A 25535-nucleotide genomic window follows, 5' to 3' on the forward strand; every position below is an offset into this window, starting at 1 on the left:
CGACGGTACTTTTTGTGCGCGACGTACTTTGGCACGCGCAACGTCAGTGACGCGGCAGCCCGATTGCACCAGCGCCCATATCGACAGTGATGCTGCCGGAAATCCTGACATCCGTATCGCCGATCTTGAATTGGCCGTTCCCACTGCTGGGGAGCGCGTCGTCGGGTTCGGGCTCGGGGGCCGGCTTGGCGATGTGATAATCGCTCGTTACCCCGGGCAGGGCGCCTTGCTGTGCCTTAGCCGAACTGTCTTCGGCAAAGGCAGTGCCGCAGATCATGGCAGCGGCGGCGAGGCCAGCAATCAGCCGGTTCAAACCAGTGCGAGAAACGTTGAGGAGCATTAGCCAACTATAGTGCCGCGACCGGGCTGAAACCAGAGTGGCAGCGGCAAAAATCGTCGGCGGCCGATCGACCTCGGTTCAACTCGGCGGCTGCGCGCCTTCACGCCGCCTTTTTGCGCGTATCGAAAACGTGGTCGACGATGCCCCAGGCCTGGGCCTCGCGGGCCGTCATGAAGTGATCGCGGTCGAGTGTGCGCTCGACCTCCTCATAGGTGCGGCCGCAATGCCGCGCATAGAGTTCGGCCATGTGCCGCTTTGTCTGGCCGATGCGCTCGGCATGGCGCTGGATGTCGGAGGCCTGGCCCTGGAAGCCGCCCAGCGGCTGATGCAGCAGGATGGTGGCGTTCGGCAGGGAGATCCGGCGCCCGGCGGTGCCGGCCATCAACAGGAACGAGGCCATCGAGGCGGCAAAGCCCATGCACACGGTCGACACCGGGCAGTTGATGTATTGCATCGTGTCGTAGATAGCGAAACCGCTGGTCACCACGCCGCCGGGCGAGTTGATGTAGAGCGAGATCTCCTTGTCGGGATTGTCCGATTCCAGCGACAGCAGTTGCGCGCAGACCAGCGCCGAGACGTCGTCGTTGATCTCGCCATTGATGAAGACGATGCGCTCGCGCAGCAAGCGCGAGAAAATGTCGAAGGCGCGTTCGCCGCGGCTCGATTGCTCGATCACCATCGGCACCAGATTGGCAACACCGCTCATAGTCTTCTCCATTGTCCTTGTTCAAGCCGCGCGCTGCGTCAGCAGAGGCGTGTTCGCGGCGATGGGTCTTCGGGTCCCGCGCACCCCCAGCGAAAGCCGGCAGCCGGGGCCTGCCATGGCAACAGCGGGCATCGCCTTGCGAGCAAAACCATCATGAACAATGCGCAGATGTGTGCCGCCGGAAATAGTGCGGGCGAGTGTGAAGGTGACGGTGCTGTCGAGCGGGTCCTGCCGGACGACATCGCCTGGCTGCGGCCGCTCGCACCAGGAATAACGCAAAAGCCGTTCGGGCTCGGCGTCGAGAATTTCGCATTCGATCGGCGCACCCGGAACGGCGAAGGCAAAACGATTGCCGATCTCCGGCCTGATGTCGTTCGGCATCATCCAGGCGGCGAGCAGGTCCGGCATGGTCAGCGCCCGCCACACCTTTTCCGGCGGCTCGGCAAGGTCATATTCGAACTCGAGTGCATCAGGGGCGACTTCGCCTTGGCTTTCGTCGGTCATTGATCCCGTGTCCTTCATTGATCCATGTCCTTCAAAACCGCCTTCAGCCTCTCGATGCGCTCCGGCCAGAAGGTCCGGTAGCGTTCGATCCAGGTGAGCAGGGGAGCAAGTCCTTGCGGATCGGCGCGGTAGTAGGCGTTGCGGCCAGCCCGCCGCTCGACCACCAGGCCAGCGCCGCGCAGCACCGCCAGATGCTGCGACACCGCCGGCTGCGACACCGTCATGCCGCTGCGCAGTTCCGACACGCTCATCTCGCTGGTGGCGAGGCGCTCGTAGACGGCGCGTCGCGTCGGGTCGGCCAGGGCCCGAAAAATCTCTGCTTCGATCATGGTAAAAGCATAAGTCGATACTTATCAATTTGGCAAGCGCTGTTTTGAAACCCATATGGAAGGGGCGGGCATTGCTGCCATTCCTTGACAATCAGCAGCGATGCATATAGGAACGAAAAGGGAACAAAAACCTTGTGGGAAAAGGCAGCCACAGCAGGCGAGGATCGTCCGGAGCCTGTAAGGTGCGCCAACAAAAAATTGTTTCGGATGAGCGCGGAGAAGTAAGATGGCGGGTAGCGTCAACAAAGTCATTCTGGTCGGCAATCTCGGCGCGGACCCTGAAGTCCGCCGGCTGAATTCCGGCGAGCCGGTCGTCAACATCCGCATTGCGACCTCGGAAAGCTGGCGTGACAAGAATTCCGGCGAGCGCAAGGAAAAGACCGAGTGGCACAACGTCGTCATCTTCAATGACCAGCTCGCCAAGGTGGCCGAGCAGTATCTGAAGAAGGGCATGAAGGTCTATGTCGAGGGCCAGCTGCAGACACGCAAATGGCAGGACCAGACCGGCAACGACAGGTATACGACGGAAGTCGTGCTGCAGAAATTCCGTGGCGAACTGCAGATGCTCGACGCGCGCGGGCAGGGCGAAGGTGGCCAGGTCGGCGGCTATTCCGGTGGCGGCAGCAGCCGTGGTTCCGATTTCGGCCAGTCCAGCCCGAGCGAAGGCTTCAATCGTGGCGGCGGCGCTCCCAAGGGGGGCGGCGGTGGTTCGTCGCGCGAACTGGACGACGAAATCCCGTTCTGATCGCAACGTCGAACGCCATTTTTGGCTTAAGTCAAGCGCAATGCCCCGAGAGTCGTTCATGGACTTTCGGGGTTTTGCGTTGTCGAATTGAACGCTGACTTAGCGATCAAGGAAATATGGTGAAAGGAACGGTTCTGTGAAAGCACGGGTCAAATGGGTCGAGGAGCGCACCTTCGTCGGTGAGTCCGCTAGCGGTCACAAACTGGTGCTGGGAACCGCGTTTGGACCGGAAGGCAAGACGCCAGGCCCCAGCCCGATGGAACTGGTGCTGATCGGCACTGGCGGCTGTTCGGCCTATGATGTGGTGCATATCCTCGAAAAGGGGCGCGAGGCGGTCGAGGACTGCGTCGTGGAGCTCGACGCCGACCGGGCCGAAACCGAGCCCAGGGTTTTCACACGCATCCATATGCATTTCGTCGTCAAGGGCCGGTCGCTGTCCAGCGACAAGGTCAAACGGGCGATCGACCTGTCGATCGAAAAATACTGCTCAGCCTCTGCGATGCTGGCTAAGACCGCCACGATCACCCATGATTTCGAAGTGATCGATACGACGGCGAAGTAGGGTTCGGCCTCGGGTTGGTCGCGCACTACCCTGCCATCAGCGCCTTGATGCCGTCGGCAACGAACTGCACGGCAAGCGCCGCCAGGATGACACCGAGCAATCGCGTCAGGATCGAACGGCCGGTGTGGCCGAGGATGCGGTCGATGCGCTCCGACAGCACGAACACCAGATAGGTGATGGCGAGGCAGACGAAGATGATGCCGACCAGCGCCGCCTGCGCGGCAAAACCCTGAAACGAGCCCGAGAGCAGCACGGTCGCCGAAATGGCGCCGGGGCCAGCGATCAGCGGGATCGCCAGCGGGAAAGCGGCGATGTTGTGGATCATGTCCTTGGTGATGGCGACGTCGCCGATCTTCTCCTTGCGGTCCTGCCGGCGCTCGAACACCATTTCGAAGGCGATGAAGAACAGCAGGAAGCCGCCGGCGACGCGGAAGGCCGGCAGCGTGATGCCGAACACCGACAGGATCGAGGCGCCGGCGACCGCGAACAAAGCCATCACCAGGAAGCCGATGACCGAGGCGCGGACGGAAACCTGCTGGCGCTCCTCGCGGTTCATGCCGCGTGTCACGGCGAGGAACAGCGGCGCCAGCCCAGGCGGATCGATGGTCACGAGAATGGTGACGAAGGCGTTGAACAGGCTGTCGAAATTCGGCATCTCTGACCCCTCCCACCGGGCAGAGCCCGCACCATGGTATTGGTAGAGCAAAGCCCGGTCGGTGGGAACTGTCGGAGCGACGATACTGACGATACTGGAGACTTGACTGGTTCAGCCGGCAGCGCCGCAATAGGCCTCGAGGCGGTAGCCGTCCGGATCGATGACAAAGGCGGCATAATAGTTTTCACCGTAGTCGGCGCGCAGGCCCGGCGTTCCATTGTCACTGCCACCTTCGCGCAGTGCACCGGCATGAAAGGCATCGACGCCGCCTCGCGTTGGCGCGGCGAAGCAGAAATGCAGGCCGGACTTTTCGTCTGCCGGTACCGGCTGCGGCGCCTCGTTGACCCATAGCGCGACGCTCTGTGCGCCATAGCCGAGCGAGCCTGGGGATTGGCTGAGACAGCTGTAGCCAAGCGGCTTCAGCGCGGCGTCGTAAAAACGCTTGGATGTTGCCGCGTCGCGGACACCGATCGAGATGTGATCGAACATATTTTTCTCCATTGATACAATGCCTTGTGGCGTCAGGTTGTTGTCGCCCGGCGCGCCAGGAACTCGACCTCCAGCCGCCATGTCGCGCCGTCGTCGAGGGAGCGTTCGCCAAGCCAGCGGAAGCTGTTGTCGGTGATGCGGCAAAAACTCCAGCGCACCGAAGAGCCTATGCCGTCGGCGCCCACCTGCACGATCGTGTCGCCCTCGGCGCGACCGAGTTGTCGGCTAAAATACTGGTTGCGCGGATCGCTCCAGAAGATGTGCCAGGCGTCGGCGCTAGGATCATAAACCCGCAGCGTCGTGCCATAGAAAGTCCATTTGCCCAGCGAGGGCGAGGGGCCGGCGTCGCGCGCAGGCAGGATCCAGACATCCTGGATCGCCCGGCCCTCCAGCACCCAGCCGAAATGCACCTCGCCATGCCCGGTCAGCACAGTGCCGTCCTCGAGATGGCGCGAGGCCTCGAACGTCCAGGCGCCGACGAAGCGGCCGTAAAGGGCCAGTTGTTCGGCAAACCCTTCTGCCGGTCCGGGGCTATGCAAGGCTTGTGCAAAGGAAGATTGGGCAAAGGAGGATTGGGCGGACATGGTTACGGCCTCTTCTTGTCAGGAGACCGGGAAGGGTAGGCGGTCACCGGGTTCAGGGCTTGGGAAAAATTGCTATAGTTCGGGCATGACAGCGACCACGCGCACGATCACATCCGGACCCGGTTGGCAGGTGTCGGACGTGGTGTGCACAGCCGGCGCCGGCGACCGGCCGTTCGAGGAAACACATCAGGATTTCTGCGTCGCCGTGGTCACCAGCGGCACGTTCCGTTATCGCGCGCAACAAGGCACGGCGATGCTGGCGCCCGGTTCCCTTCTGCTTGGCAATCCCGGCACATGCTACGAATGCGGGCACGAACATGGCAGCGGTGACCGTTGCCTTTCGTTCCATTTCGGACCGGCCTACATGGAGCGGATCGCCGCGGACGTACCGGCCGCCAGGAAACTGGCCTTCGAGGCGGCACGCCTGCCGCCCTTGCCGGCTTTCGCACCACTGCTGGCCACGGCGGAAGCCGCGCGAGACATGGCCGACAACGACGCCTTCGAGGAACTTTCCCTGCGCATCGCAGGTGCGTCAGTGACGGCCGCCACCGGTGCCACGCCTGTCAGGCGCGCGCCGAGTCGCCGCGATCAGAAACGGGTCGCCGAAGCGGTACGGCGGATCGAACTGGATGCCGACGGGCCGGTCTCGCTTTCAGCGCTTGCCGAGGAGACGGCGACCAGCCCCTATCATTTCCTGCGGATTTTCCGCCAGGTCGCCGGGATGACGCCCTACCAATTCCTGCTGCGGACGCGGCTGCATCGCGCGGCGGTGCGGCTGCGTATGGCGAACGAGACGGTCTCGGCGATCGCCTTCGAGGCCGGCTTCAACGATCTGTCGACTTTCAACCGTCGTTTTCGGCGCGTCATGGGTGTGACGCCCGGCGACTATCGCACCCGCCGGTCAAGCGGCGCCTTGCCGGCCATATCGGCCGTCACGGCCTTGCGAGGTCAGTCCGACGTCGGGCCGCACCAGCCCGGCAGATAGTCCGCGTCCTTGCCCTTGGCCAGCCTCAGTGCCTCCTTCATCGCCTTGTCGAAGTCCTTCGCCACGACGTCCGAGTCGATGCGGCGGCGCAGGAAATCCGCCCACAGGAATTCGCTGAACGGAGTCGTGTCCTTGGCGAAGCCGCCTTGCCGGCGCAGCTCACCCGCGATGCTTCGGTAGGGATCGTCGACCAGTCCAGCCATGGTTTTCGGAATGGCGCCGTAGTCGCGCCTCCGACCCGTTTCGTCGAACGGATGCATCCAGCCGCGATTGTCGAGCACGACGAAAAAGGCGTCCTTGTCGAGCGCCGACAGGTCGCTGGTCACCGTGACGAAGACATCCTTGATGCCTTCCTCGAGCAGCGCGCGAGCGAGATGGTGGTGATCGGTGACGTAGTTGCGCTTCTTTGGCCCCAGCACGACGGGGACCATATGCCTGCCGAGGAAAGTGCCGGTCTTCCTGGCACTCCGCGCGCGGATCATCTGGCGTTTCAAGGCCACTTCCCGCATGCCGACGGTGATCTGCGTCGGCCGCAAATCCCTGACGGCGACAGGGTTCAGCAGAGGCTCTCTTTGGGTGGTCATGTCCGGCTCTCCTGTTTCGGCGACTGCTGACCGGAATGCAGCGCCTTCACGGCGGCGTCGACGCTGTGGAATATCCGTTGTGGGCCGACGAGGTCGATGATGCCAAACCGCGCCAGCGCCGCCGGGCGCGCAGCGACTCCATCCTGGCAATGGCGAAGATCGCGCCCGCCTTGCGACAATGCGTTATGGTTTCGATCAGTGCCTGGGCGGCTGTATAGTCGATTTCGACGATGCTGCTCGCCTCCAGCACGACCAGTTTCACGCGTCCGTTGCCGGCGTCGACCAGATCGCAGAAGCCGCGTTTGAAGCGATCGGCATTGACGAAGGACAGGGGTGCCTGAAACGCGGCGACCAGCACGCCGGGCAGCCGCTCACCAGCATTTCCGACGGTCGGCGGCCACCAGACCGACGTGCCGGGAACCTGCTCCAGTTCGATGGGCTGCGTGCGCGTCGCGCTCCACACCCCATGCAGCAGCGAAAGGCCGATGCCGATCGCCACACCGATCTGTATGGGCAGTACGACGATAGCCGCCATGGTGATGAGGATCAGGAGGAATTCGAGCGGCGCCTGCCGGTAGACCTTGGCGAACACCTGCCAGCGCAGGATGCGCCGAGCCACGAACAACAGCACGCCTGCCAGGGCCGCCTGCGGGACGTTGGCCAGCAACCCGCCGCCGAATGCGCCGAGCGCCAGCACGATTGCGGCGGCGAAGAGGCCTGCCAGTTGCGAATGGCCGCCGGTCTGGGCAGCGATGGCCGTGCGCGGCGGGCTGGCATTGACCGGAAAGCCGGCAAACAGTCCCGACGCGATGCTGCCGGCGCCAACGCCGACAAAATCGCGGTTGACGTCCGGGGCCTCGCCCTGTTGCGGGACGAAAGAGCGGGCGGTGGCCGCTGTCTGCACCATGACGACGATGGCAATCAGCAGCGCCAGCGGAACCAGCGCCTGGATGTCGTCGAGGCGGACTAGCGGCAAGCCGGCACGCGGCAGGCCGTTCGGCAAGGCGCCGAGCACGGCTACGCCGCGATCCGTGAGACCAAAGGCGACGACGGCCAGTGTCGCCAGCACGAGGCCGATCAGCGCGCCGGGGATACGGGTGCTGACGCGCTCGGCGAGGAAGACGATGGCGAACACGCCAAGGCTAGGGGTTGGTGAGATGAAGGTCGGCGGCGATCTCACCGACGCGCCGCAAGGTTTCGCCGCTTTCGGCGGGCAAGCCAAGCAGCCCGGGCAGTTGCGAGACGATGATGTGGATGGCGATGCCGGCCAGAAAGCCGGTCGTGACCGGCACCGACAAGAGGTCGGCGATCCAGCCGAGGCGCAAGACCCCGCAAAGAATGACGACCAGCCCGACCATCACCGCCAGTGTGGCGGCAAGCGCAAGATACTGAGGCGAGCCGCTGGCGGCAAGCAAGGCAAGACCGCCCGCGAACAGCGGCGTTATGGTCGAATCCGCGCCGGCCGAAAGGTAACGACTGGCGCCGAATACCGCAAAGGCCAGTGATCCGGCGACGAACACGAAGAAACCGATCTCGGGTGCGAAGCCGCCCAGACGAGCCGTGGCCATCTGCTCGGGAATGGCAATCGCGGCCAATGTGAAACCCGCGACGAGATCACCATTGAGATATTTCGGCGTCCACCCACTCAGCGAGCGGAACGGCAGCCACGAGGTCCAGTTCGTCACGCTTGTGGTCCTCGCTCGAGAAACACGCTCCACCTTGGCCTTTGCTTCGGTGGTGGTCGCGAAAAGCACCTCGGCCATATCGTCGCAATTAGTGGTATCCTTTTGAAATTACCACTAAAAATGACACTGGAAAAGTGCTGCGAATATTGGAGTTTCGGGCTTGCTTCCTATATAAGCGTCAAGTGATTCCTGATTAGATTGTGATCCGATTTGACCGACCAGAAGACACCGCGCGGCGCCGACGGCGGCCCCACCGGCATTGAGCCGATATCCATCGTCGAGGAGATGCAGCGCTCCTATCTCGATTACGCCATGAGCGTGATCGTCAGCCGTGCGCTCCCCGATGTGCGCGACGGCCTGAAACCGGTGCATCGCCGCATCCTCTACGCCGCCCATGAGAGCGGCTATCACTGGAACCGCAAATATGTGAAGTCGGCGCGCCCGGTCGCCGACGTGATGGGTAAATACCATCCGCATGGCGACGCCTCCATCTATGACGCCTTGGTGCGCATGGCGCAGGATTGGTCGCTGCGTGTGCCGCTGATCGACGGGCAGGGCAATTTCGGCTCGATCGACGGCGATCCGCCGGCGGCGATGCGCTACACCGAAGCGCGGCTGACCAAGGTCGCGCATGAGCTGCTCGAGGACATCGACAAGGAAACCGTCGATTTCCAGGACACTTATGATGCCTCCGGCAGCGAACCGAAAGTGCTGCCGGCACGTTTCCCCAATCTGCTGGTCAATGGCTCCGGCGGCATCGCCGTCGGCATGGCGACAAACATTCCGCCGCACAATCTCGGCGAAGTCTGCAACGGCGCGATCGCCATCATCGACAATCCGGCGATCGACCTGCCGGCGCTGATGGAGATCATCCCGGGCCCGGATTTTCCGACCGGCGGTATCGTGCTTGGGCGTTCCGGCATCTACAGCGCCTATGCGACCGGCCGTGGCTCGATCGTCATGCGCGGCAAGGTCAACATCGAACAGCGCGGCAACGACCGCGAGTCGATCATCATCACCGAGGTTCCCTACCAGGTGAACAAGTCGTCGATGATCGAGAAGATGGCCGAGCTGGTGCGCGACAAGCGCATCGAGGGCATTTCCGACATTCGCGACGAGAGCGATCGTCAGGGCTACCGCGTCGTCATCGAGCTGAAGCGCGACGCCGTCGCCGACGTCATTCTCAATCAGCTTTACCGCTTCACGCCGCTGCAGACGTCCTTCGGCGCCAACATGGTGGCGCTGAACGGCGGCAAGCCGGAACTGATGACGCTGACCGACATGCTGAAGGCCTTTGTGGCCTTCCGCGAGGAGGTCATTACCCGGCGCACCAAATTCCTGCTGCGCAAGGCGCGTGACCGTGCCCATGTGCTGGTCGGTCTGGCCATCGCCGTCGCCAACATCGACGAGGTCATCAAACTGATCCGCACCGCGCCCGATCCGCAGACGGCGCGCGAGCAGTTGATGGAGCGGCGCTGGCCGTCCGGCGATGTCGAATCGCTGATCCTTTTGATCGACGATCCGCGCCATCGTATCAATGAGGACGGCACCTACAATCTGTCCGAGGAGCAGGCGCGCGCCATCCTCGAGCTGCGCCTGCAGCGCCTGACCGCGCTCGGCCGCGACGAAATCGCCGATGAGTTGAACACGATCGGCGCCGAAATCATCGACTATCTCGACATCTTGTCGTCTCGAGCCCGCGTCCAGCAGATCGTCAAGGACGAGCTTGCCGCAGTGCGCGACGAGTTCGGCACGCCACGCCGCACCGAGCTCACCGACGGCGGCGCCGACATGGAAGACGAGGACCTGATCCAGCGCGAGGACATGGTCGTGACGGTGAGCCATTCCGGCTACATCAAGCGCGTTCCGTTGTCGCTCTACCGGGCGCAGCGCCGCGGCGGCAAGGGCCGCTCCGGCATGTCGACCAAGGAAGAGGATTTCGTCACCCGGCTGTTCGTCGCCAACACGCACACGCCGGTGCTGTTCTTCTCCTCGCGCGGCATCGTCTACAAGGAGAAGGTCTGGCGGCTGCCGATCGGCAACCCGCAGTCACGCGGCAAGGCGTTGATCAACATGCTGCCGCTGGAGCAAGGCGAGCGTATCACCACCATCATGCCTTTGCCCGAGGACGAGACGAGCTGGGGCGAGCTAGACGTGATGTTCGCCACCACGCGCGGCACCGTGCGCCGCAACAAGCTCTCCGACTTCGTCCAGGTCAACCGCAACGGCAAGATCGCCATGAAGCTGGAGGAGGAGGGCGACGAGATTCTCGGCGTCGAGACCTGCACCGACAATGATGACGTGCTTCTGACCGCCAGCTCCGGCCAGTGCATACGCTTTTCGGTCGGTGACGTGCGCGTCTTCCAGAGCCGCAACTCGGTCGGTGTCCGTGGCATAGCCATGGCCGAGACCGACAGGGTGATTTCCATGGCCGTGATCGAGAATGTCGATGCGCCGCCGGCGGAACGCGCTGCCTATCTCAGGCGCGCGGCGGCCGAACGGCGGCTTGCCGCCGGCATCGCCGCCGGCGAGGAGGAAGAGATCGCGCTGACCAACGAAGAGGTCGGCGAGGAGACGGAGCTTTCCGATGAACGCTACGAGTTCCTGAAGGCACACGAGCAATACGTGCTGACGGTGACCGAATATGGCTACGGCAAGCGCTCTTCGTCCTATGACTTCCGGCTGACGGGTCGCGGCGGCAAGGGCATTCGTGCCACCGACGTTTCGAAGACGGCCGAGATCGGCAGGCTGGTGGCGACCTTCCCGGTCGGCAATGACGATCAGATCATGCTGGTGTCGGACGGCGGCACCGTCATCCGGGTGCCGGTCAACGGTATCCGTTTCGCCAGCCGCGCCACCAAGGGCGTGACCATCTTCAACACCGCTGAAGGCGAAAAGGTGGTTTCGGTCGAACGGATATCGGAACCGCAGTCGGACGAGGAAACCGAAGAGAGTGTCGAGGGCGGTGCCGTGACAGATCCGGTCGCGGACATAGGCCCAGATGGCGCCGAGTGAAGTGCGGCGGCGGTTTTGACATAGCAACGCCGGCCCATGGGCCGGCGCGGTAGCACGTTCAGGCGATATCAGTAGTGGCGGTACGGCTTGCGGGGGCCGAAGCCTTCGAAGCGCTTGGTGTTGGCCTTGACGCGGACACGTTGGGCCTCCTGATGCAGCCCAAATACGGTGGCGATCAGCATGGCGACGGTCATTGCGGTGGCGAGCATGTAGATCAGCATATGCGTGTTCTCCTGCGCCTGATAACGGATAGATGGGATTTTGGTTTCATCTTATTAAGGTGCAACCTAGTGAACGCTGCGTGAAGGCTTCGTGATCGGCGTGTTCATCTGTCGTTCATGTGCCGGAAAAGGTTCACGGCCGGCGCGCCAATCGGATTTGCCTTTGCGAGAGAGGCTCGCTAGAAGCACCAGCCATGATCGAACGCATCGCCCTCTATGCCGGCTCCTTCGACCCGTTGACCAACGGCCATCTCGACGTGCTGAAGGCGTCGCTGGCCGTGGCCGACATCGTTTACGCGGCGATAGGCATCCATCCCGGCAAGACACCGCTGTTTTCCTTCGAGGAACGGGTGAGGCTGATCGAGACGGCGGCCAATGCGGAATTCGGCCGCGACGGCGCCCGCATCAAGGTTGTCGCCTTCGACGGGCTGGTCATCGATGCCGCCAGGAAGCAGGGCGCCTCGATCATGATCCGTGGCCTGCGCGACGGAACCGACCTCGATTATGAGATGCAGATGGCCGGCATGAACGAGACCATGGCGCCTGAGCTGCAGACGGTTTTTCTGCCCGCCAGTCCGTCCGTGCGCACCATTACCGCCACACTTGTCCGCCAGATTGCCTCGATGGGAGGCGATATCCGCCCCTTCGTGCCGGTGGCGGTTGCCGGTGCGCTCACCGCCAAATTCGCAAAATAAGTTTCTCGGAGAAGACCATGCAGCTGAAAAAGCTCGCCTCGTTCCTCGTTGTGCTTGCCGGTCTCGTGACCGCATCGGTTTCGGCTTTCGCCGCCGATCCGGAAAACACCATGATCATCACCCTGAAGGACGGCGACGTCACCATTGCGCTGAGGCCCGACCTCGCGCCCAAGCATGTCGCCCAGATCAAGAAGCTGGTGCGCCAGGGTGCCTATGACAATGTCGCCTTCCACCGCGTCATCGACGGCTTCATGGCACAGACCGGCGACGTCAAGTTCGGCAACATGAAGAAGGGCTTCAGCGCCGAGGCCGTCGGCACCGGCGGCTCCGATCTGCCCGACCTGCCGGCCGAATTCTCGCAGACCGAGCACTACAAGCGTGGCGTGGTCGGCATGGCCCGCTCGCAGGACCCCAACTCCGCCAATTCGCAGTTCTTCATCATGTTCGCGCCGGCGCCGCCGCTCGATGGCCAGTACACCATCGTCGGCAATGTCGTCAGCGGCATGGAACTGGTGGACCATATCAAGAAGGGCGACGAAGCGGACAACGGTACGGTCACAGACCCCGACCGGATGATCAAAGTGCGCATCGCCGCCGACAAATAAATCTGTTTTCTCAAAAGGATATCTGACATGGCCGAAATCAAGGACCGCGAGAACGCGCTCATCATGGAAACGACCAAGGGCAAGGTCGTCATTGAACTTTTCCCCGACCTGGCGCCCGGCCACGTTGCCCGCATCAAGGAACTGGCCCGCGAAGGCGCCTATGACGGCGTGGTCTTCCACCGCGTCATCGAAGGCTTCATGGCGCAGACCGGCGATGTCAAGTTCGGCAATTCCAGCAAGCCCTCCTTCGCGCCGTCGCGCGCCGGCATGGGCGGCTCCGACAAACCGGACCTGAAGGCCGAATTCTCCAACGCCAACCATGGCCGCGGCACCTGCTCGATGGCCCGTTCGCAGAACCCGAACTCGGCCAACTCGCAGTTCTTCATCTGCTTCGACGATGCCGCCTTCCTCAACCGCCAGTACACGGTCTGGGGCCAGGTCATCGAAGGCATGGACAATGTCGACAAGATCAAGCGCGGCGAGCCGGTGCAGGATCCCGACAAGATCGTGTCGCTGAAGGTCGCGGCCGACGTCAAGTAAGGCGAAACGACAATGATGGGCGTCGTCTGGTCGCTTCTCGGCATCCTGTCCGGCGCCTTCATCGCCATACGGGCGCCGATCAATTCGCAGTTGGCGCGCGGCCTGGGGCTCCCGGTCGCGGCGGCGGCGTTTTCGTTCCTGTCGGGCGCGGTCGTGCTTGGCATCATCTCCGTCGCGGTGGTGAAGCTGCAAGGCATCTCACTCGACTGGAAGGCGCCGGCACCATGGCTGTTCGTGGCCGGCGGCATGCTCGGCGGCTTCTATGTCACACTGTCGACGATCCTGACGCCGCGCATCGGTGCCGCCGACCTGATGGCGTTTCTCGTAGCCGGCCAGTTGCTGGCCGGCATGCTCATCGACCGTGTCGGCTTCCTGGGCGTCGCGGTGCGTGAGATCTCGCTCGGCCGCGTCGCTGGCGCGGTGCTGCTCTTGGCCGGAGCGCTGCTCGTCCGGCTCTACTGATGCGCGTCGATCTCTTTGACTTTGATCTGCCGGAGGAGCGCATCGCGCTACGCCCGGCAGAGCCGCGCGATCGCGCCAGGATGCTGGTGGTCAAGCCCGGCGAGGGGCTCGATGACCGGACGGTTGGCGATCTGCCTTCCTTGCTCCGCACCGGCGACGTGCTGGTTTTCAACGACACCAAGGTCATTCCGGCTCAGCTCAAAGGCTTCAGACGGCGCGGCGAAGCGGTGGCGCAAGTCGAAGCGACGCTGCACATGCGCATGGCTCCGGACCGCTGGCTGGCCTTCATGCGGCCGGGCAAGCGCATTGCCGCCGGCGACCGCATCCATTTCGGCCATGACGGCAATTCCTGTTTCCTCGGCCAGCTCGATGCCACGGTGATCGAGAAAGGCGAGGGCGGCGAGGCGCTGCTTGGCTTCGATCTCTCGGGGCCTTTCCTGGACGAGGCGCTGCATACGGTCGGCCACATTCCGCTGCCGCCCTATATCGCCTCGAAGCGCGACGATGACGAGCGTGATCGGGCCGACTACCAGACCATCTATGCCGGGAAGAAGGCGCCGTCGCGGCGCCCACGGCGGGCCTGCATTTCACGCCCGAGCTGTTTGCCGCACTCGACGCCAAAGGTATCGAGCGCCGCTTCGTCACCTTGCATGTCGGCGCCGGTACGTTCCTGCCGGTGAAGGTGGACGATACCGCCGACCACAAGATGCACGCCGAGACCGGTTCGGTCAGCGAGGCAACCGCCGACGCGCTGAACGCGGCCAAGGCGAGGGGCGGGCGCATCATCGCTGTCGGCACGACCTCGCTACGCCTGTTGGAGAGTGCCGCGCGCGAGGACGGCGCTCTGGCTGCCTGGTCCGGCCCGACCGACATCTTCATCACGCCCGGCTACCGCTTTCGCACCGCCGATATGCTGATGACCAATTTCCATCTGCCGCGCTCGACGCTGTTCATGCTGGTCTCCGCCTTCAGCGGCCTCGACACGATCCGCGCGGCCTATGCGCATGCCATCGAGAACCAATACAGGTTCTACTCCTATGGCGACGCAAGCCTGCTTTATCGAGCGGAGACGAGCGATGGACGATGATCTCGACGGCCTGGACCGCGACGCGCTGATCGCGGAAATCAGGAAATTGCGCGCCGGCATTCGCCAGCATCGTGATGCCACCGGGCATGATCTGTGCTGGCATCATCCCGATCTGTGGAATCTTCTGCCGGAAAAGACCGAGCCGGCGATCGCCGTGCCGCCGTGGCCAAAATTCATGCGGGGTTGCATCCGCTACCGCCAGTCGCTCGACGAACAGGCTCCGGGCGCGCCGCTACATGACAAGGAATTCAATGGTTAAGCCGTTCACCTTCAAGGTTCTGGCGACTGACGGCAAGGCACGACGCGGTGTGATCGACATGCCGCGCGGCGAGATCCGCACGCCGGCCTTCATGCCGGTCGGCACCGGCGGCACGGTCAAGGCGATGTACATGGACCAGGTGCGTGGCGTTGGCGCCGACATCATCCTTGGCAACACCTACCATCTGATGCTGCGGCCCGGCGCCGAGCGTGTGGCGCGGCTCGGCGGCTTGCATGAATTCGCCCGCTGGCCGCATCCCATCCTGACCGACAGCGGCGGCTTCCAGGTGATGTCGCTGTCGAAACTGCGAAAACTAACCGAGAAGGGCGTCACCTTCCGCTCGCATATCGACGGCGCGGCCTACGAGATGTCGCCGGAGCGCTCGATCGAGATCCAGGGGCTGCTCGATTCCGATATCCAGATGCAGCTCGACGAATGCACGGCGCTTCCGGCCCAGATGAAGGAGATCGAGCGCGCGATGGAGCTTTCGCTGCGCTGGGCCGAGCGCTGCAAGACGGCATTTGGCGACCAGCCGGGAAAGGCAATGTTCGGCATCGTGCAAGGCGGCGACAACGCAGCACTCAGAGTGCGGTCGGCACAGGCGCTGAGCGCGATGGAGCTCAAGGGCTATGCCGTTGGTGGCCTGGCCGTCGGCGAGCCGCAGGCCGTGATGCTCGAGATGCTCGACATCACCTGTCCCGAACTGCCGGCAGACAAGCCACGCTATCTGATGGGTGTCGGCACACCGGACGATATCTTGAAATCGGTGGCGCGCGGCATCGACATGTTCGATTGCGTCATGCCGACACGGGCCGGCCGGCATGGCCTTGCCTACACCAGGCGCGGCAAGGTCAATCTGCGCAACGCCCGCCATGCCGACGATCCGCGCCCGCTCGACGAGGACAGCGACTGCCCCGCCGCACGGGATTACTCGCGCGCCTATCTGCACCATCTGGTGCGCTCGCAAGAGGCACTCGGCGCCATGCTGCTCACTTGGAACAATCTTTCCTATTATCAAAAGCTTATGCAGGACATTCGCGCCGCGATCGAGATCGGCTCCTTCGAGACGCGCTCGGCCGAGATCACCGAAGGCTGGGCGAGGGGCGATATTCCACTGGTGTAACCAACGCTCAGGTGCTGAGTGAATTCGAAGCGCGCAGGCTGCAGCCAGTGATCTGGAACGTGCCGTCTGGCTGTTCCTGCAGCGTGTACACCGCCTCGTAGTCCTTGCCGTCCGGCCCAACGATCAGCACCTGTTGGACGATCGAACCCGGGCTCGTCTCCTCGACCTTGCCGAAGGAATAGGTCTGTGGCTTGCGCACCGGCGGGTAGCCGTTGGTCACCATGTTCATGAAGGTGTCGACGGTCGGGAAAATCTGTTTCACGTTGGGCGCCGCGTAACTGTAGGCAGTGGCGCCGTCATTGGCGACGAACGCTTTCAACTGGCCGTCGATGGCTGCCTGCGCCGCCTTGACCTCAGCATCGCCGGCGAAGGCCGACGAGGCCAGGATGAACGGAACGAACGCGAATGCAAAAAACATGCGGCGCATGGCCTGTCTCCGTTGCCCTCGAAAAGCTGCCTCCAGAAAATCTGTTCCAGGAGGCATCCTAACATACGCTTGGCGGCGCTTCACGGTTTCAGCAACGGCGAATATTCGCCTCGTCTCGGCGCATTTCCCAGGGTTGCGGTTCCATAAGGCGGGTCGCTCGTCGTGGTCTGGGGCGAGAGCGTGCAAGCCATGAGACGAAGGATGTTCGCACAGCCTGTCGACCGGTGCCTTTTGCTGAAGGGTGTTGCCAGCCTTGCCGTCTTGGCCCTTTTGCCGGCCTGGGCGAAGAATTCTCCGACGGTCACCGCCGGCTGAGTACGGATTCCAGCGCTTGAAAGCCCGCCTCCAGTCTGCCAGAAGGGCCGCTTGGACTTGGAATTTAGCGGGACGAAGCCATGAAGGCGTTTTTCGTGCAGATCAAATGCGAGCTGGGCAAATCCTACGAGGTTGCCAGCGCGCTTGCCGATGCCGAGATCGCCTCGGAAATCTACTCCACCGCCGGCAATTACGATCTGCTTGCCAAATTCTATGTCGACGATGAGGAAGACGTCGGGCATTTCGTCAATGAGAAGGTGCAGATTCTCCCCGGCATCAAGGACACGTTCACGGTCGTCACCTTCCGCGCCTTTTAGCTCCTGAGCACACTTGCCCGGGCACGAGGCAAAGCCTGACCAAGGCCGTATTTCAGCTGCCTCAATTTTAGGCAGGCGCAACTTACTGATCGTCGGGATCTCCCAAATCACCGATTACGCTTGATTTTCTCCGGCGACGTCAGTGAAATGGCGTCACAGGGGAGTATGCGATTGGCAGCGTTCGACGAAATGCTTCCGGAAGTCTCCGGATTGAGAAGACCGTATTCGGCTTATGATCGCTGGCTGAAGGAGCAGGATCCAGCCAGACTTACCGAGAAGATGCAGGACGCCGAACGCGTCTTCCGCAAGACCGGCATCACCTTCGCCGTCTATGGCGAGCAGGAAGCATCCGAACGGCTGATCCCGTTCGATATCGTTCCGCGCATCATTTCGGGCAATGAATGGCGACGCCTCACGCAAGGCATCGAGCAGCGCGTGCAGGCGCTGAATGCTTTCCTCGACGATATCTACCATCGCCAGGAAATCCTGCGCGCCGGCCGTGTTCCCACCGAGCTGATCGCTAGGAACGAGGCTTTTCTGCCGGAAATGATTGGCGTCAGGCCACCGGCCGGCGTCTACACCCATATTATCGGCGTCGATATCGTGCGCATCAGCGAGGACGAATTCTACGTGCTGGAGGACAACGCACGCACTCCGTCGGGCGTCTCCTACATGCTGGAAAACCGTGAGACGATGATGCAGCTGTTCCCCGAGCTGTTCCAGAAGATCAAGGTGCGGCCGGTGGAGAACTACTCGCAGCTTCTGCGCCAATCGCTGGCGGCGGTGCGCCCGCAAGGCACCAAGGGCGCGCCGACCATCGCCGTGCTGACGCCCGGCAGCTACAATTCCGCCTATTTCGAACACGCCTTCCTTGCCGACCAGATGGGCGTTCAACTGGTCGAGGGCCAGGATTTGCGCGTCGTCGACGGCCATGTCGCGATGCGCACCACCGAAGGCTACAAGCAGATCGACGTGCTCTATCGTCGCGTCGACGATTCTTTCCTCGATCCGCTGACCTTCAGGCCGGATTCGGCGCTTGGCGTACCCGGCATCATGGATGTCTACCGGGCCGGCAACATCACCATCGCCAACGCACCGGGCACCGGCATCGCCGACGACAAGGCGATCTATTCCTACATGCCCGAGATCGTCGAGTTCTACACCGGCCGCAAGGCGATCCTCGGCAACATCCCGACCTGGCGCTGTTCCGAGCCCGACAGTCTGAAATACGTGCTCGAGCACATCCACGAGCTGGTGATCAAGGAAGTGCATGGCTCCGGCGGCTACGGAATGCTGGTCGGCCCGGCGGCGACCAAGAAGGAGTGCGAGGCTTTTGCCAAGAAACTTCAGGCAAAGCCGTCGAACTACATCGCCCAGCCGACACTGGCGCTGTCGACCTGCCCGATCCTGACCGACAAAGGGCTGGCGCCGCGCCATGTCGATCTCAGGCCTTACGTGCTGGTCTCCGACCGCATCCAGATCGTGCCGGGCGGGCTGACGCGCGTTGCGCTCAAGGAAGGCTCGCTGGTCGTCAATTCCTCGCAAGGCGGCGGCACCAAGGACACATGGGTGCTGGATGACTGATTTTCATTTGAAGGATTTTGGATGCTTTTAGGCCGGACCGCCAACGGACTCTACTGGATGAACCGTTATATCGAGCGGGCCGAAAACATGGCGCGCCTGGTTGATGCCGGCTTGCGCATGGCGCTGACCCGCACGCAAAGCGCCTCGGAGGAATGGAACTCGGTGCTGCTCAGCGCCGGCTCCGACGCCGCCTTCACGCAGAAATACCAGGATTATACCGCCGCCAACGTCGCCGACTTCCTGCTGCGCGATGCGTCGAACCCATCGAGCACGATGGCGGCGATCGAGACAGCCCGCAACAATGCCCGCATGGTGCGCACCGCGCTGACGCGCGAAACCTGGGAAAGCATCAACGAAGCCTGGATGGCGCTGAAACGGATGCTGGCCAAGCCTATCGACGAGCGCGACCTGCCCAGCGTGCTCGACGCTATCAAGCGCGAGACGGCGCTGATCCGCGGTTCGTTCTACGGCACCATGCTGCGCAACGAGATCTTCGACTTCTCGCAGCTCGGCACCTATGTCGAGCGGGCAGACAACACGGCACGCATTCTCGACGTGAAATACTATGTGCTGTTGCCGTCGATCTCCTGGGTTGGCTCGACGCTCGACAACTATCAGTGGGAATCGATCTTGCGCTCAGTATCGGCGCACCGCTCCTATCGCTGGGTCTATGACGCCGACTACAAGCCAACCAACATTGCCGACTACCTGATCCTCAATGTCCGCATGCCGCGTTCGCTGACCTTCTGCTATCGCTTCCTGTCCGAGCACCTGAAGTTCCTCGGCGACGACTACGGCGAACGTCACGCCTGCCACGCGACCGCCGAGAAGACGCAGGCGATGCTGAGAGCCGGGTCGATCAAGGACATATTCGACGCCGGCCTTCATGAATTCCTGGCCGCCTTCATTCGCGACAACACCAAGCTCGGCAACGAGATCGCGCAAGATTACCGGTTCAATTGAGCATGATCCCGAACCGAAGGACCGCGTCAGCGAAAAGTGGGAACCGGTTTTCGGACAACATCATGCTCACAAACGGAACAAAAGCATGCGGCTGAAGATCACCCACAGGACCGAGTACCGCTATGATGCGCCGGTGCAATATTTGTTGCAGCGGCTGCGGCTGCTTCCGGTCAGCGGATCGACGCAGACCGTTCTGTCCTGGGCCCTGGTCATCGAAGGCGCGCGCGAAGAGGTTCGTTTTGTTGACCATTTCGGCAACGATACACGGCTGTTGAGCGTCGAGGGCGAGCGCGACTTCATCACGGTGGAAGCATCCGGCGAAGTGGTGACGCGCGACACCGCGGGCGTCTCCGGACCACATCAGGGCTTTACCCCGCTCTGGCTTTACAGCCATGAAACGCCATTGACGGCGATCGGCAGCGGCATTCGCGGACTCGCCGCATCCGTCGACAAGGGGACTGATATCGAAAGGCTGCACAGGCTGATGGCGATCATCGGTGAACGCGTCGCCTACACGCCGGGCAGCACCACCGCGACGACGCCGGCAGAGGAAGCGTTGGCGCTCAAGAGCGGTGTCTGCCAGGATCACACCCACATCTTTGCGGCCGCCGCGCGCGCCATGGGCTTTCCGGCCCGCTACGTCAGCGGTTATCTGATGCTGGACGCGACGGTAGAGCAGGCGGCAAGCCATGCCTGGGCCGAGGCGCATGTCGCGGGTCTTGGCTGGGTTGCTTTCGATGCCGCCAATGGCATTTCTCCGGACGAACGCTATGTAAAGGTGGCAACCGGTCGCGACTACCGCGACGCCACACCGGTGTCGGGGATTCGGCTGGGACAGGCGGAAGAACAGCTTGCGGTCACCGTCACGGTGGAGCAGTAATCCCCCAGGATTGCAGCTAGAAGAGATTCCATGACCTATTGCGTCGGCCTGAAGATCGATCGCGGGCTCGTGTTCATGTCGGACACGCGTACCAATGCCGGCATGGATTCGATCTCCACCTTCAAGAAGATGCATGTCTGGGAAGAGCCGGGCGAGCGCGTCATCGTCTTGATGTCGGCCGGCAACCTGGCGACGACCCAAGCGGTGGTCAGCCTGCTCGACGAGCGCACCAAGGCTATCTCGGAGCGACACTCCACTCTGCTGGAAACGCCATCCATGTACCAGACCGTGCGGATGGTCGGCGATACCGTCAAGGAGGTGATCGCCAGTTCGTCACCGGCCGGTGAAAAGGCGGATTCCTACTTCAATGCCTCGTTCATTCTCGGCGGTCAGATCAAGGGCAGCGAGCCGCGGCTTTTCATGATCTATCCCGAGGGCAATTTCATCGAATCGACCGACGACACGCCTTTCTTCCAGATCGGCGAGACCAAATACGGCAAGCCGATCATCATCCGCGCCTATGAAAAGACGATGAGCCTTGCCGAGACGGTGAAGCTGCTTTTGGTGTCGTTCGATTCGACACTGAAGTCGAATTTGTCCGTCGGCCTGCCGCTCGACATGCTCTTCCTGGAAAAAGATGCTTTCAAGGTCGGGTTGAAGAGGCGGATCGGCCAGGACGACCAGTATTACCGCACCATCTCGGACGGCTGGTCGAATGCACTGAAGACGGCCTTTGCCAGCCTGCCGGATTTCCCTGGCTAGGGGCGCCTGGCTGGCGGTTTCTTGTATTTCACATGTATTGATCTTGAGAAGCCAACCGCGACGGATGGCGGTGAGGGATCATGTCGGGAGGACAAGATGAACAACGATGAATTCCGGCATTGGTCGCGGCGCGCCGCTGACTGGGGCGCCGACTACCGCAACACACTTCGCGACCGGCCGGTGCGGCCGCTGGTCAAGCCGGGTGATATTTTCAGGAGCATCGAAGCTTCGCCGCCTGAAGACGCGGAGCCGATGGACAGGATCTTCGCCGACTTCGAGGAGAAGGTTCTGCCGGGGATGACGCATTGGCAGCATCCGCGCCTTTTCGCTTATTTTCCGGCGAATGCCGCGCCGGTCTCGGTGGTGGCGGAGTATCTGGTGTCGGCGATGGCCGCCCAATGCATGTTGTGGCAGACCTCGCCGGCGGCGACCGAACTCGAAACGCGGACCGTCGACTGGATGCGCCAGGCGCTCGGCCTGCCGGAAGGCTTCTCCGGGGTTATCCAGGATTCGGCCTCGTCGGCGACACTGGCCGCGGTCTTGACGATGCGCGAGCGGGCGCTCGACTGGCAAGGCAACAAGAGGGGACTGGCCGGGCAGGCGCGGTTGCGCATCTATTCGTCGGACCAGGTGCACACCTCGATCGACCGGGCAATCTGGGTGTCGGGTATCGGCGAGGACAATCTCGTGCGCATCCCGGTCGCCGGCCGCTTTCGCGCCATGGATACCGCGGCCCTCGAAGCGGCAATCGTCACCGACCAGGAAGCCGGAATGCTGCCCGCGGGCATCATCGCCTGCGTTGGTGGCACCAGCACAGGCGGCACCGACGACATTGCCACGGTTGCCGAGGTGGCGAAACGGCATGGGCTCTATCTTCACGTCGATGCGGCCTGGGCGGGATCGGCGATGATCTGCCCGGAATACCGGCATTTCTGGGCCGGCGTCGAAGGCGCCGATTCGATTGTCTTCAATCCACACAAATGGCTGGGCGCGCAGTTTGACTGTTCAATCCAGTTCCTGCGCGATCCCGAAAGCCATGTCAGGACGCTGGCCATCAAGCCGGACTATCTGAAGACCCATGGCCATGACGGCATCATCAACTATTCCGAATGGTCGGTACCGCTGGGCCGGCGCTTCCGCGCGCTCAAATTGTGGTTTCTGTTGCGTGCGCACGGGCTGGAAAAACTGCGGACGATGATCCGCGATCATGTGGCGTGGAGCGAGGGTCTTGCCGCACGGCTGGCGGGGGAGGCGGATTTCGAGATCGTCAGCGAACCCATGCTGTCGCTGTTTTCGTTCCGGCACAAAGCTGCAACCCGCGCCGACGCGGACGAGCACAATCTGCGGCTGGTCAATGCGATCAACGATGACGGTCGCATCTATCTGACGCAAACGAGGGTCGACGGAAGGGTGGCAATCCGGTTCCAGGTCGGCCAGTTCGAAACGACCGCCACTGACGTCGATGCGGCTTTCATCGTCATCACCGAAATCGCGCGCGACATGGCTTGATCGGGCCTAGCCGGGATTGCGTTGGGGTTTGCCTTTGCAATCATGTGATTTTCATTAGCCGGCTTATGCCTTTTCATCTGTTTCGTTTTCGACTATAGACAAGAAAAACGAAAACGGGAGCTTGCCTTATGTATCTGTCGCCGCGCCATGCCGAAATCATCCAGATGGCCAAGGACCATGGTCGCGTGCTGGTCGATGATCTGGCCAGCCATTTCAACGTGACTCCGCAGACCATACGCAAGGATCTCAACGACCTGTGTGACCAGCGGCTGCTTTCCCGTATCCATGGCGGCGCGCTGTTTCCATCCGGCATAGAGAACATGGAGTATGAGGCCAGGCGCAAGATCGCCGCCGAGGAGAAGGAGGCGATCGGCCGCGCTGCGGCAAGGCTGATTCCCGACAACGCCTCTCTGTTTATCAACATCGGCACGACGACGGAGGCGGTCAGCAAGGCGCTTCTGGACCACACCGGCCTGATGGTCATCACCAATAATATCAATGTTGCCAATAGGATGCGCATATATCCTTCGATCGAGGTGGTCATCGCCGGCGGCGTCGTGCGCGGCTCCGATGGTGGCGTTGTCGGCGAAGCCGCGGTCGATTTCATCAGGCAGTTCAAGGTCGACTATGCCGTGATCGGCGCGTCGGCGATCGACCATGACGGCGCCTTACTCGATTTCGACTTTCGCGAGGTCAAGGTGGCGCAAGCGATCATCGCCAATGCAAGGCACGTCATTCTGGTTTCCGACCAGACCAAGTTCGAGCGCACGGCGCCGGTGCGCATTGGCCATCTGTCCCAGGTCAACACTTTCATCACCGACCGTTGCGACATCCCATCGGTGCGCAAGATCTGCCAGGAAGCGGAGGTTCAGCTCATCGAGACGTCCGCCGGTTAGCGACTTTTCAGGGTGCCATTACGAGCCTTTCACGTGCTTGTGATATTTCGTTTGACATTCGTTCTCATTTCGAAATAATTCCGCCACGGTTTCGTAAAAAGCCAAAAATGGTGCAATGCGAAATCGTTGGAGGAACTTGTGGACGCATCTCCGATCCGTGACATTTTCGTCATAGGTGGCGGCATCAATGGTTGCGGCATCGCCCGCGATGCCGCCGGACGTGGCTTTTCCGTCTTTCTCGCCGAGATGAATGACCTGGCCAGCGGGACCTCCTCAGGCTCGACCAAGCTGATCCATGGCGGCCTGCGCTATCTTGAGTTCTATGAGTTTCGTTTGGTGCGTGAGGCGCTGATGGAACGCGAGGTTCTGTGGAAGAACGCTCCCCATATCATCTGGCCGATGCGTTTCGTGCTGCCCTATGCCGAGGGCCTGCGGCCCGCCTGGCTGATCAGGCTCGGTCTCTTTCTCTACGACCACATTGGCGGGCGCAAATTGCTGCCGGCGACCAGGACGCTGGATATGGCCAGGGATCCGGCCGGCAAGCCGCTGAAACCGCTTTTCAAGAAAGCCTTCGAATATTCGGATGGCTGGGTCAACGATGCGCGTCTGGTGGCGCTCAATGCGCGGGATGCCGCCGATCGCGGCGCAACGATCCGAACCCGCACGAAGGTGGTTGGAGCGCGCCGCGAAGGTGGCGTGTGGACAATCAAGATCGAGAACCTGCAGACCGGGGAGATCGAAGAGATCAAGGCGCGGCTGCTGGTCAATGCCGCCGGGCCATGGGTCGATCATGTGCTTTCCGGCGTGGTCGGCATGAACGATGTGCACAATGTCCGCCTTGTGCAGGGCAGCCATATCGTCATCAGCAAGAAGTTCGACGATCCGCGCGCCTATTTCTTCCAGAACAAGGATGGCCGCATCATCTTCGCCATTCCTTACGAGGACGAATTCACGCTGATCGGCACCACCGACCAAGACTATCCCGGCGATCCGCACGACGTGAAGATCAGCGAGACCGAGATCGATTATCTGTGTGCCGCGGCGAGCGAGTATTTCGCGCAGCCGGTCAAGCGCTCGGACATCGTCTGGACCTATTCCGCCGTCCGTCCGCTCTACGATGACGGCGCCTCCAAGGCGCAGGAGGCAACGCGCGACTACGTGCTGAAGGCCGATGGCGGCGAGGGCACCGCCCCGATCGTCAATGCCTTCGGCGGCAAGATCACCACCTATCGCCGGCTGTCGGAATCAATGCTGGAGAAGATCGAGGGTTTCCTCGGCAAGCGTGGCAAGCCATGGACGGCAAATGCACCGCTGCCGGGCGGCGATTTTCCGGCGACCGGTTTCGACGCCGAAGTGGCGAAACTGAAGTCGGCCTATCCGTTCCTGGATGCGCGCATGGCCCGCCGGCTGACCCGGCTTTACGGGACACGCGCCCGGACATTGCTCGGCCTTGCCAGGTCGAATGCCGATCTCGGCCGCGGTTTCGGCGCCGATCTCTACGAAGCCGAGGTGCGTTATCTCGTTGAAAACGAATGGGCCGTCACGGCCGAGGATGTACTGTGGCGCAGAACCAAGCGCGGCCTGCATCTCGGCCGCGAGCAGGCGGCGGCGCTTGATGAATTCATGCGCGGAATAAGCCGGCGGCATGTCGTGGCTGCCGAATGAAGAAGGCTTGGAGCTGATGCATAAAGCCTGGGAGGAGGCGTC

At 62.2% G+C, this 25535-nt stretch carries 28 protein-coding genes and 2 pseudogenes; 19 read left to right on the forward strand and 11 right to left on the reverse strand.

Annotation, left to right across the window (positions count from 1 at the left end):
- Positions 1–43 precede the first annotated feature (43 nt).
- From AC56QQ_RS17620 to AC56QQ_RS17635, 4 genes are all read right to left on the reverse strand, one after another.
- The gene (locus AC56QQ_RS17620) at positions 44–340 is read right to left on the reverse strand and encodes a hypothetical protein (RefSeq protein WP_497122827.1); all 297 of its coding nucleotides are present in this window, start codon (positions 338–340) and stop codon (positions 44–46) included.
- 100 nt (positions 341–440) lie between these two features.
- Positions 441–1046, reverse strand: coding sequence for an ATP-dependent Clp protease proteolytic subunit (locus AC56QQ_RS17625; protein ID WP_489861656.1), 606 nt, complete (start codon positions 1044–1046; stop codon positions 441–443).
- Positions 1047–1067: 21 nt separating this feature from the next.
- The gene (locus AC56QQ_RS17630; protein WP_497122828.1) at positions 1068–1550 is read right to left on the reverse strand and encodes an SRPBCC family protein; all 483 of its coding nucleotides are present in this window, start codon (positions 1548–1550) and stop codon (positions 1068–1070) included.
- Positions 1551–1564: 14 nt separating this feature from the next.
- Entirely contained in the window at positions 1565–1879 is a 315-nt protein-coding gene (locus AC56QQ_RS17635) for an ArsR/SmtB family transcription factor (protein ID WP_497122829.1), read from the reverse strand.
- Positions 1880–2105: 226 nt separating this feature from the next.
- On the opposite strand from AC56QQ_RS17635, the gene AC56QQ_RS17640 reads away from it, so the two are divergent.
- A complete protein-coding gene (locus tag AC56QQ_RS17640) occupies positions 2106–2624 on the forward strand; it encodes a single-stranded DNA-binding protein (RefSeq protein ID WP_497122830.1) in 519 nt (172 codons plus the stop codon).
- A gap of 136 nt (positions 2625–2760) precedes the next feature.
- The gene (locus AC56QQ_RS17645) at positions 2761–3186 is read left to right on the forward strand and encodes an OsmC family protein (RefSeq protein ID WP_489861653.1); all 426 of its coding nucleotides are present in this window, start codon (positions 2761–2763) and stop codon (positions 3184–3186) included.
- 25 nt (positions 3187–3211) lie between these two features.
- Here the strand turns inward: AC56QQ_RS17645 and AC56QQ_RS17650 are convergent, their stop codons facing one another.
- From AC56QQ_RS17650 to AC56QQ_RS17660, 3 genes are all read right to left on the reverse strand, one after another.
- Positions 3212–3841 (reverse strand): MarC family protein, encoded by a 630-nt coding sequence (locus AC56QQ_RS17650; protein ID WP_489861652.1) that lies wholly within the window; start codon positions 3839–3841, stop codon positions 3212–3214.
- A 111-nt stretch (positions 3842–3952) separates the two neighbouring features.
- A complete protein-coding gene (locus AC56QQ_RS17655) occupies positions 3953–4330 on the reverse strand; it encodes a VOC family protein (RefSeq protein WP_497122831.1) in 378 nt (125 codons plus the stop codon).
- A 32-nt stretch (positions 4331–4362) separates the two neighbouring features.
- Positions 4363–4914 (reverse strand): hypothetical protein, encoded by a 552-nt coding sequence (locus tag AC56QQ_RS17660; protein ID WP_497122832.1) that lies wholly within the window; start codon positions 4912–4914, stop codon positions 4363–4365.
- A gap of 85 nt (positions 4915–4999) precedes the next feature.
- On the opposite strand from AC56QQ_RS17660, the gene AC56QQ_RS17665 reads away from it, so the two are divergent.
- Entirely contained in the window at positions 5000–5899 is a 900-nt protein-coding gene (locus AC56QQ_RS17665) for a helix-turn-helix transcriptional regulator (RefSeq protein WP_497122833.1), read from the forward strand.
- Here the strand turns inward: AC56QQ_RS17665 and AC56QQ_RS17670 are convergent.
- Positions 5863–6483, reverse strand: coding sequence for a ParB-like protein (locus tag AC56QQ_RS17670; protein ID WP_497122834.1), 621 nt, complete (start codon positions 6481–6483; stop codon positions 5863–5865). The genes AC56QQ_RS17665 and AC56QQ_RS17670 overlap by 37 nt on opposite strands.
- Positions 6480–8246, reverse strand: a pseudogene (locus tag AC56QQ_RS17675) (SulP family inorganic anion transporter). The gene AC56QQ_RS17670 and the pseudogene AC56QQ_RS17675 overlap by 4 nt, the downstream one beginning before the upstream one ends.
- A 132-nt stretch (positions 8247–8378) precedes the next feature.
- Between AC56QQ_RS17675 and gyrA the strand changes: the two are divergent.
- The gene (gene gyrA, locus AC56QQ_RS17680; RefSeq protein WP_497122835.1) at positions 8379–11183 is read left to right on the forward strand and encodes a DNA gyrase subunit A; all 2805 of its coding nucleotides are present in this window, start codon (positions 8379–8381) and stop codon (positions 11181–11183) included.
- Between the two features lie 68 nt (positions 11184–11251).
- On the opposite strand, the gene AC56QQ_RS17685 is transcribed toward gyrA, so the two are convergent.
- A complete protein-coding gene (locus AC56QQ_RS17685; protein ID WP_082525247.1) occupies positions 11252–11404 on the reverse strand; it encodes a hypothetical protein in 153 nt (50 codons plus the stop codon).
- 194 nt (positions 11405–11598) lie between these two features.
- Between AC56QQ_RS17685 and coaD the strand changes: the two genes are divergently transcribed.
- From coaD to tgt, 7 genes and pseudogenes are all read left to right on the forward strand, one after another.
- Positions 11599–12099, forward strand: coding sequence for a pantetheine-phosphate adenylyltransferase (coaD, locus tag AC56QQ_RS17690; protein ID WP_497122836.1), 501 nt, complete (start codon positions 11599–11601; stop codon positions 12097–12099).
- 110 nt (positions 12100–12209) lie between these two features.
- Positions 12210–12704, forward strand: a complete 495-nt coding sequence (locus AC56QQ_RS17695) for a peptidylprolyl isomerase (RefSeq protein WP_256750686.1) — start codon at positions 12210–12212, stop codon at positions 12702–12704.
- Positions 12705–12731: 27 nt separating this feature from the next.
- Positions 12732–13244, forward strand: a complete 513-nt coding sequence (locus AC56QQ_RS17700; RefSeq protein WP_497122837.1) for a peptidylprolyl isomerase — start codon at positions 12732–12734, stop codon at positions 13242–13244.
- Between the two features lie 12 nt (positions 13245–13256).
- On the forward strand, positions 13257–13706 hold the full coding sequence (locus AC56QQ_RS17705; protein ID WP_497122838.1) for a DMT family transporter: 450 nt from the start codon (positions 13257–13259) through the stop codon (positions 13704–13706).
- A pseudogene (queA, locus tag AC56QQ_RS17710) lies at positions 13706–14793 on the forward strand (tRNA preQ1(34) S-adenosylmethionine ribosyltransferase-isomerase QueA). Before AC56QQ_RS17705 ends, queA begins: the two are co-directional and overlap by 1 nt.
- Positions 14783–15052: a hypothetical protein gene (locus AC56QQ_RS17715; RefSeq protein ID WP_489861642.1), complete on the forward strand. Its 270-nt coding sequence runs from the start codon at positions 14783–14785 to the stop codon at positions 15050–15052. Before queA ends, AC56QQ_RS17715 begins: the two are co-directional and overlap by 11 nt.
- Positions 15045–16175, forward strand: coding sequence for a tRNA guanosine(34) transglycosylase Tgt (tgt, locus tag AC56QQ_RS17720; protein WP_497129039.1), 1131 nt, complete (start codon positions 15045–15047; stop codon positions 16173–16175). Before AC56QQ_RS17715 ends, tgt begins: the two co-directional genes overlap by 8 nt.
- A gap of 7 nt (positions 16176–16182) precedes the next feature.
- On the opposite strand, the gene AC56QQ_RS17725 is transcribed toward tgt, so the two are convergent.
- The gene (locus AC56QQ_RS17725; protein WP_497122839.1) at positions 16183–16602 is read right to left on the reverse strand and encodes a DUF4864 domain-containing protein; all 420 of its coding nucleotides are present in this window, start codon (positions 16600–16602) and stop codon (positions 16183–16185) included.
- A gap of 395 nt (positions 16603–16997) precedes the next feature.
- Here AC56QQ_RS17725 and AC56QQ_RS17730 point away from each other — a divergent pair, with 395 nt between their 5' ends.
- The 8 genes from AC56QQ_RS17730 to glpD all read left to right on the forward strand — a co-directional run bounded on the left by AC56QQ_RS17730 (position 16998) and on the right by glpD (position 25493).
- Complete coding sequence (locus AC56QQ_RS17730; protein ID WP_010909609.1) at positions 16998–17234, forward strand: Lrp/AsnC family transcriptional regulator; 237 nt, start codon at positions 16998–17000, stop codon at positions 17232–17234.
- Between the two features lie 171 nt (positions 17235–17405).
- On the forward strand, positions 17406–18818 hold the full coding sequence (locus AC56QQ_RS17735) for a circularly permuted type 2 ATP-grasp protein (RefSeq protein WP_497122840.1): 1413 nt from the start codon (positions 17406–17408) through the stop codon (positions 18816–18818).
- A gap of 21 nt (positions 18819–18839) precedes the next feature.
- On the forward strand, positions 18840–19781 hold the full coding sequence (locus AC56QQ_RS17740; RefSeq protein WP_497122841.1) for an alpha-E domain-containing protein: 942 nt from the start codon (positions 18840–18842) through the stop codon (positions 19779–19781).
- Between the two features lie 85 nt (positions 19782–19866).
- Positions 19867–20661 carry a transglutaminase family protein gene (locus tag AC56QQ_RS17745; protein WP_489861638.1) on the forward strand — a complete coding sequence of 265 codons (795 nt, stop codon included), beginning with the start codon at positions 19867–19869 and terminating at the stop codon, positions 20659–20661.
- 30 nt (positions 20662–20691) lie between these two features.
- Complete coding sequence (locus AC56QQ_RS17750; RefSeq protein ID WP_256750328.1) at positions 20692–21423, forward strand: proteasome-type protease; 732 nt, start codon at positions 20692–20694, stop codon at positions 21421–21423.
- A 96-nt stretch (positions 21424–21519) separates the two neighbouring features.
- Positions 21520–22932 (forward strand): pyridoxal phosphate-dependent decarboxylase family protein, encoded by a 1413-nt coding sequence (locus tag AC56QQ_RS17755; RefSeq protein ID WP_497122842.1) that lies wholly within the window; start codon positions 21520–21522, stop codon positions 22930–22932.
- A 128-nt stretch (positions 22933–23060) separates the two neighbouring features.
- Positions 23061–23828: a DeoR/GlpR family DNA-binding transcription regulator gene (locus AC56QQ_RS17760; RefSeq protein WP_489861636.1), complete on the forward strand. Its 768-nt coding sequence runs from the start codon at positions 23061–23063 to the stop codon at positions 23826–23828.
- 138 nt (positions 23829–23966) lie between these two features.
- Positions 23967–25493 carry a glycerol-3-phosphate dehydrogenase gene (gene glpD, locus AC56QQ_RS17765; RefSeq protein WP_489861635.1) on the forward strand — a complete coding sequence of 509 codons (1527 nt, stop codon included), beginning with the start codon at positions 23967–23969 and terminating at the stop codon, positions 25491–25493.
- Positions 25494–25535 lie beyond the last annotated feature (42 nt).

This window comes from Mesorhizobium sp. RCAM 05099 (genome assembly GCF_059683685.1).

Excerpts from the sequence above, each read along its gene's own strand:
- coaD (WP_497122836.1), top strand. The coding sequence starts at position 11,599 with ATGATCGAACGCATCGCCCTCTATGCCGGCTCCTTCGACCCGTTGACC.
- AC56QQ_RS17635 (WP_497122829.1), bottom strand. The coding sequence starts at position 1,879 with ATGATCGAAGCAGAGATTTTTCGGGCCCTGGCCGACCCGACGCGACGC.
- AC56QQ_RS17750 (WP_256750328.1), top strand. The coding sequence starts at position 20,692 with ATGACCTATTGCGTCGGCCTGAAGATCGATCGCGGGCTCGTGTTCATG.
- AC56QQ_RS17650 (WP_489861652.1), bottom strand. The coding sequence starts at position 3,841 with ATGCCGAATTTCGACAGCCTGTTCAACGCCTTCGTCACCATTCTCGTG.
- tgt (WP_497129039.1), top strand. The coding sequence starts at position 15,045 with ATGGTTAAGCCGTTCACCTTCAAGGTTCTGGCGACTGACGGCAAGGCA.
- AC56QQ_RS17670 (WP_497122834.1), bottom strand. The coding sequence starts at position 6,483 with ATGACCACCCAAAGAGAGCCTCTGCTGAACCCTGTCGCCGTCAGGGAT.
- AC56QQ_RS17730 (WP_010909609.1), top strand. The coding sequence starts at position 16,998 with ATGAAGGCGTTTTTCGTGCAGATCAAATGCGAGCTGGGCAAATCCTAC.
- AC56QQ_RS17695 (WP_256750686.1), top strand. The coding sequence starts at position 12,210 with ATGATCATCACCCTGAAGGACGGCGACGTCACCATTGCGCTGAGGCCC.
- AC56QQ_RS17715 (WP_489861642.1), top strand. The coding sequence starts at position 14,783 with ATGGACGATGATCTCGACGGCCTGGACCGCGACGCGCTGATCGCGGAA.
- AC56QQ_RS17620 (WP_497122827.1), bottom strand. The coding sequence starts at position 340 with ATGCTCCTCAACGTTTCTCGCACTGGTTTGAACCGGCTGATTGCTGGC.
- AC56QQ_RS17740 (WP_497122841.1), top strand. The coding sequence starts at position 18,840 with ATGCTTTTAGGCCGGACCGCCAACGGACTCTACTGGATGAACCGTTAT.
- AC56QQ_RS17660 (WP_497122832.1), bottom strand. The coding sequence starts at position 4,914 with ATGTCCGCCCAATCCTCCTTTGCCCAATCTTCCTTTGCACAAGCCTTG.
- AC56QQ_RS17745 (WP_489861638.1), top strand. The coding sequence starts at position 19,867 with ATGCGGCTGAAGATCACCCACAGGACCGAGTACCGCTATGATGCGCCG.
- AC56QQ_RS17685 (WP_082525247.1), bottom strand. The coding sequence starts at position 11,404 with ATGCTGATCTACATGCTCGCCACCGCAATGACCGTCGCCATGCTGATC.
- AC56QQ_RS17705 (WP_497122838.1), top strand. The coding sequence starts at position 13,257 with ATGATGGGCGTCGTCTGGTCGCTTCTCGGCATCCTGTCCGGCGCCTTC.
- AC56QQ_RS17725 (WP_497122839.1), bottom strand. The coding sequence starts at position 16,602 with ATGCGCCGCATGTTTTTTGCATTCGCGTTCGTTCCGTTCATCCTGGCC.
- AC56QQ_RS17700 (WP_497122837.1), top strand. The coding sequence starts at position 12,732 with ATGGCCGAAATCAAGGACCGCGAGAACGCGCTCATCATGGAAACGACC.
- AC56QQ_RS17665 (WP_497122833.1), top strand. The coding sequence starts at position 5,000 with ATGACAGCGACCACGCGCACGATCACATCCGGACCCGGTTGGCAGGTG.
- AC56QQ_RS17755 (WP_497122842.1), top strand. The coding sequence starts at position 21,520 with ATGAACAACGATGAATTCCGGCATTGGTCGCGGCGCGCCGCTGACTGG.
- AC56QQ_RS17640 (WP_497122830.1), top strand. The coding sequence starts at position 2,106 with ATGGCGGGTAGCGTCAACAAAGTCATTCTGGTCGGCAATCTCGGCGCG.
- AC56QQ_RS17655 (WP_497122831.1), bottom strand. The coding sequence starts at position 4,330 with ATGTTCGATCACATCTCGATCGGTGTCCGCGACGCGGCAACATCCAAG.
- AC56QQ_RS17630 (WP_497122828.1), bottom strand. The coding sequence starts at position 1,550 with ATGACCGACGAAAGCCAAGGCGAAGTCGCCCCTGATGCACTCGAGTTC.
- AC56QQ_RS17760 (WP_489861636.1), top strand. The coding sequence starts at position 23,061 with ATGTATCTGTCGCCGCGCCATGCCGAAATCATCCAGATGGCCAAGGAC.
- AC56QQ_RS17625 (WP_489861656.1), bottom strand. The coding sequence starts at position 1,046 with ATGAGCGGTGTTGCCAATCTGGTGCCGATGGTGATCGAGCAATCGAGC.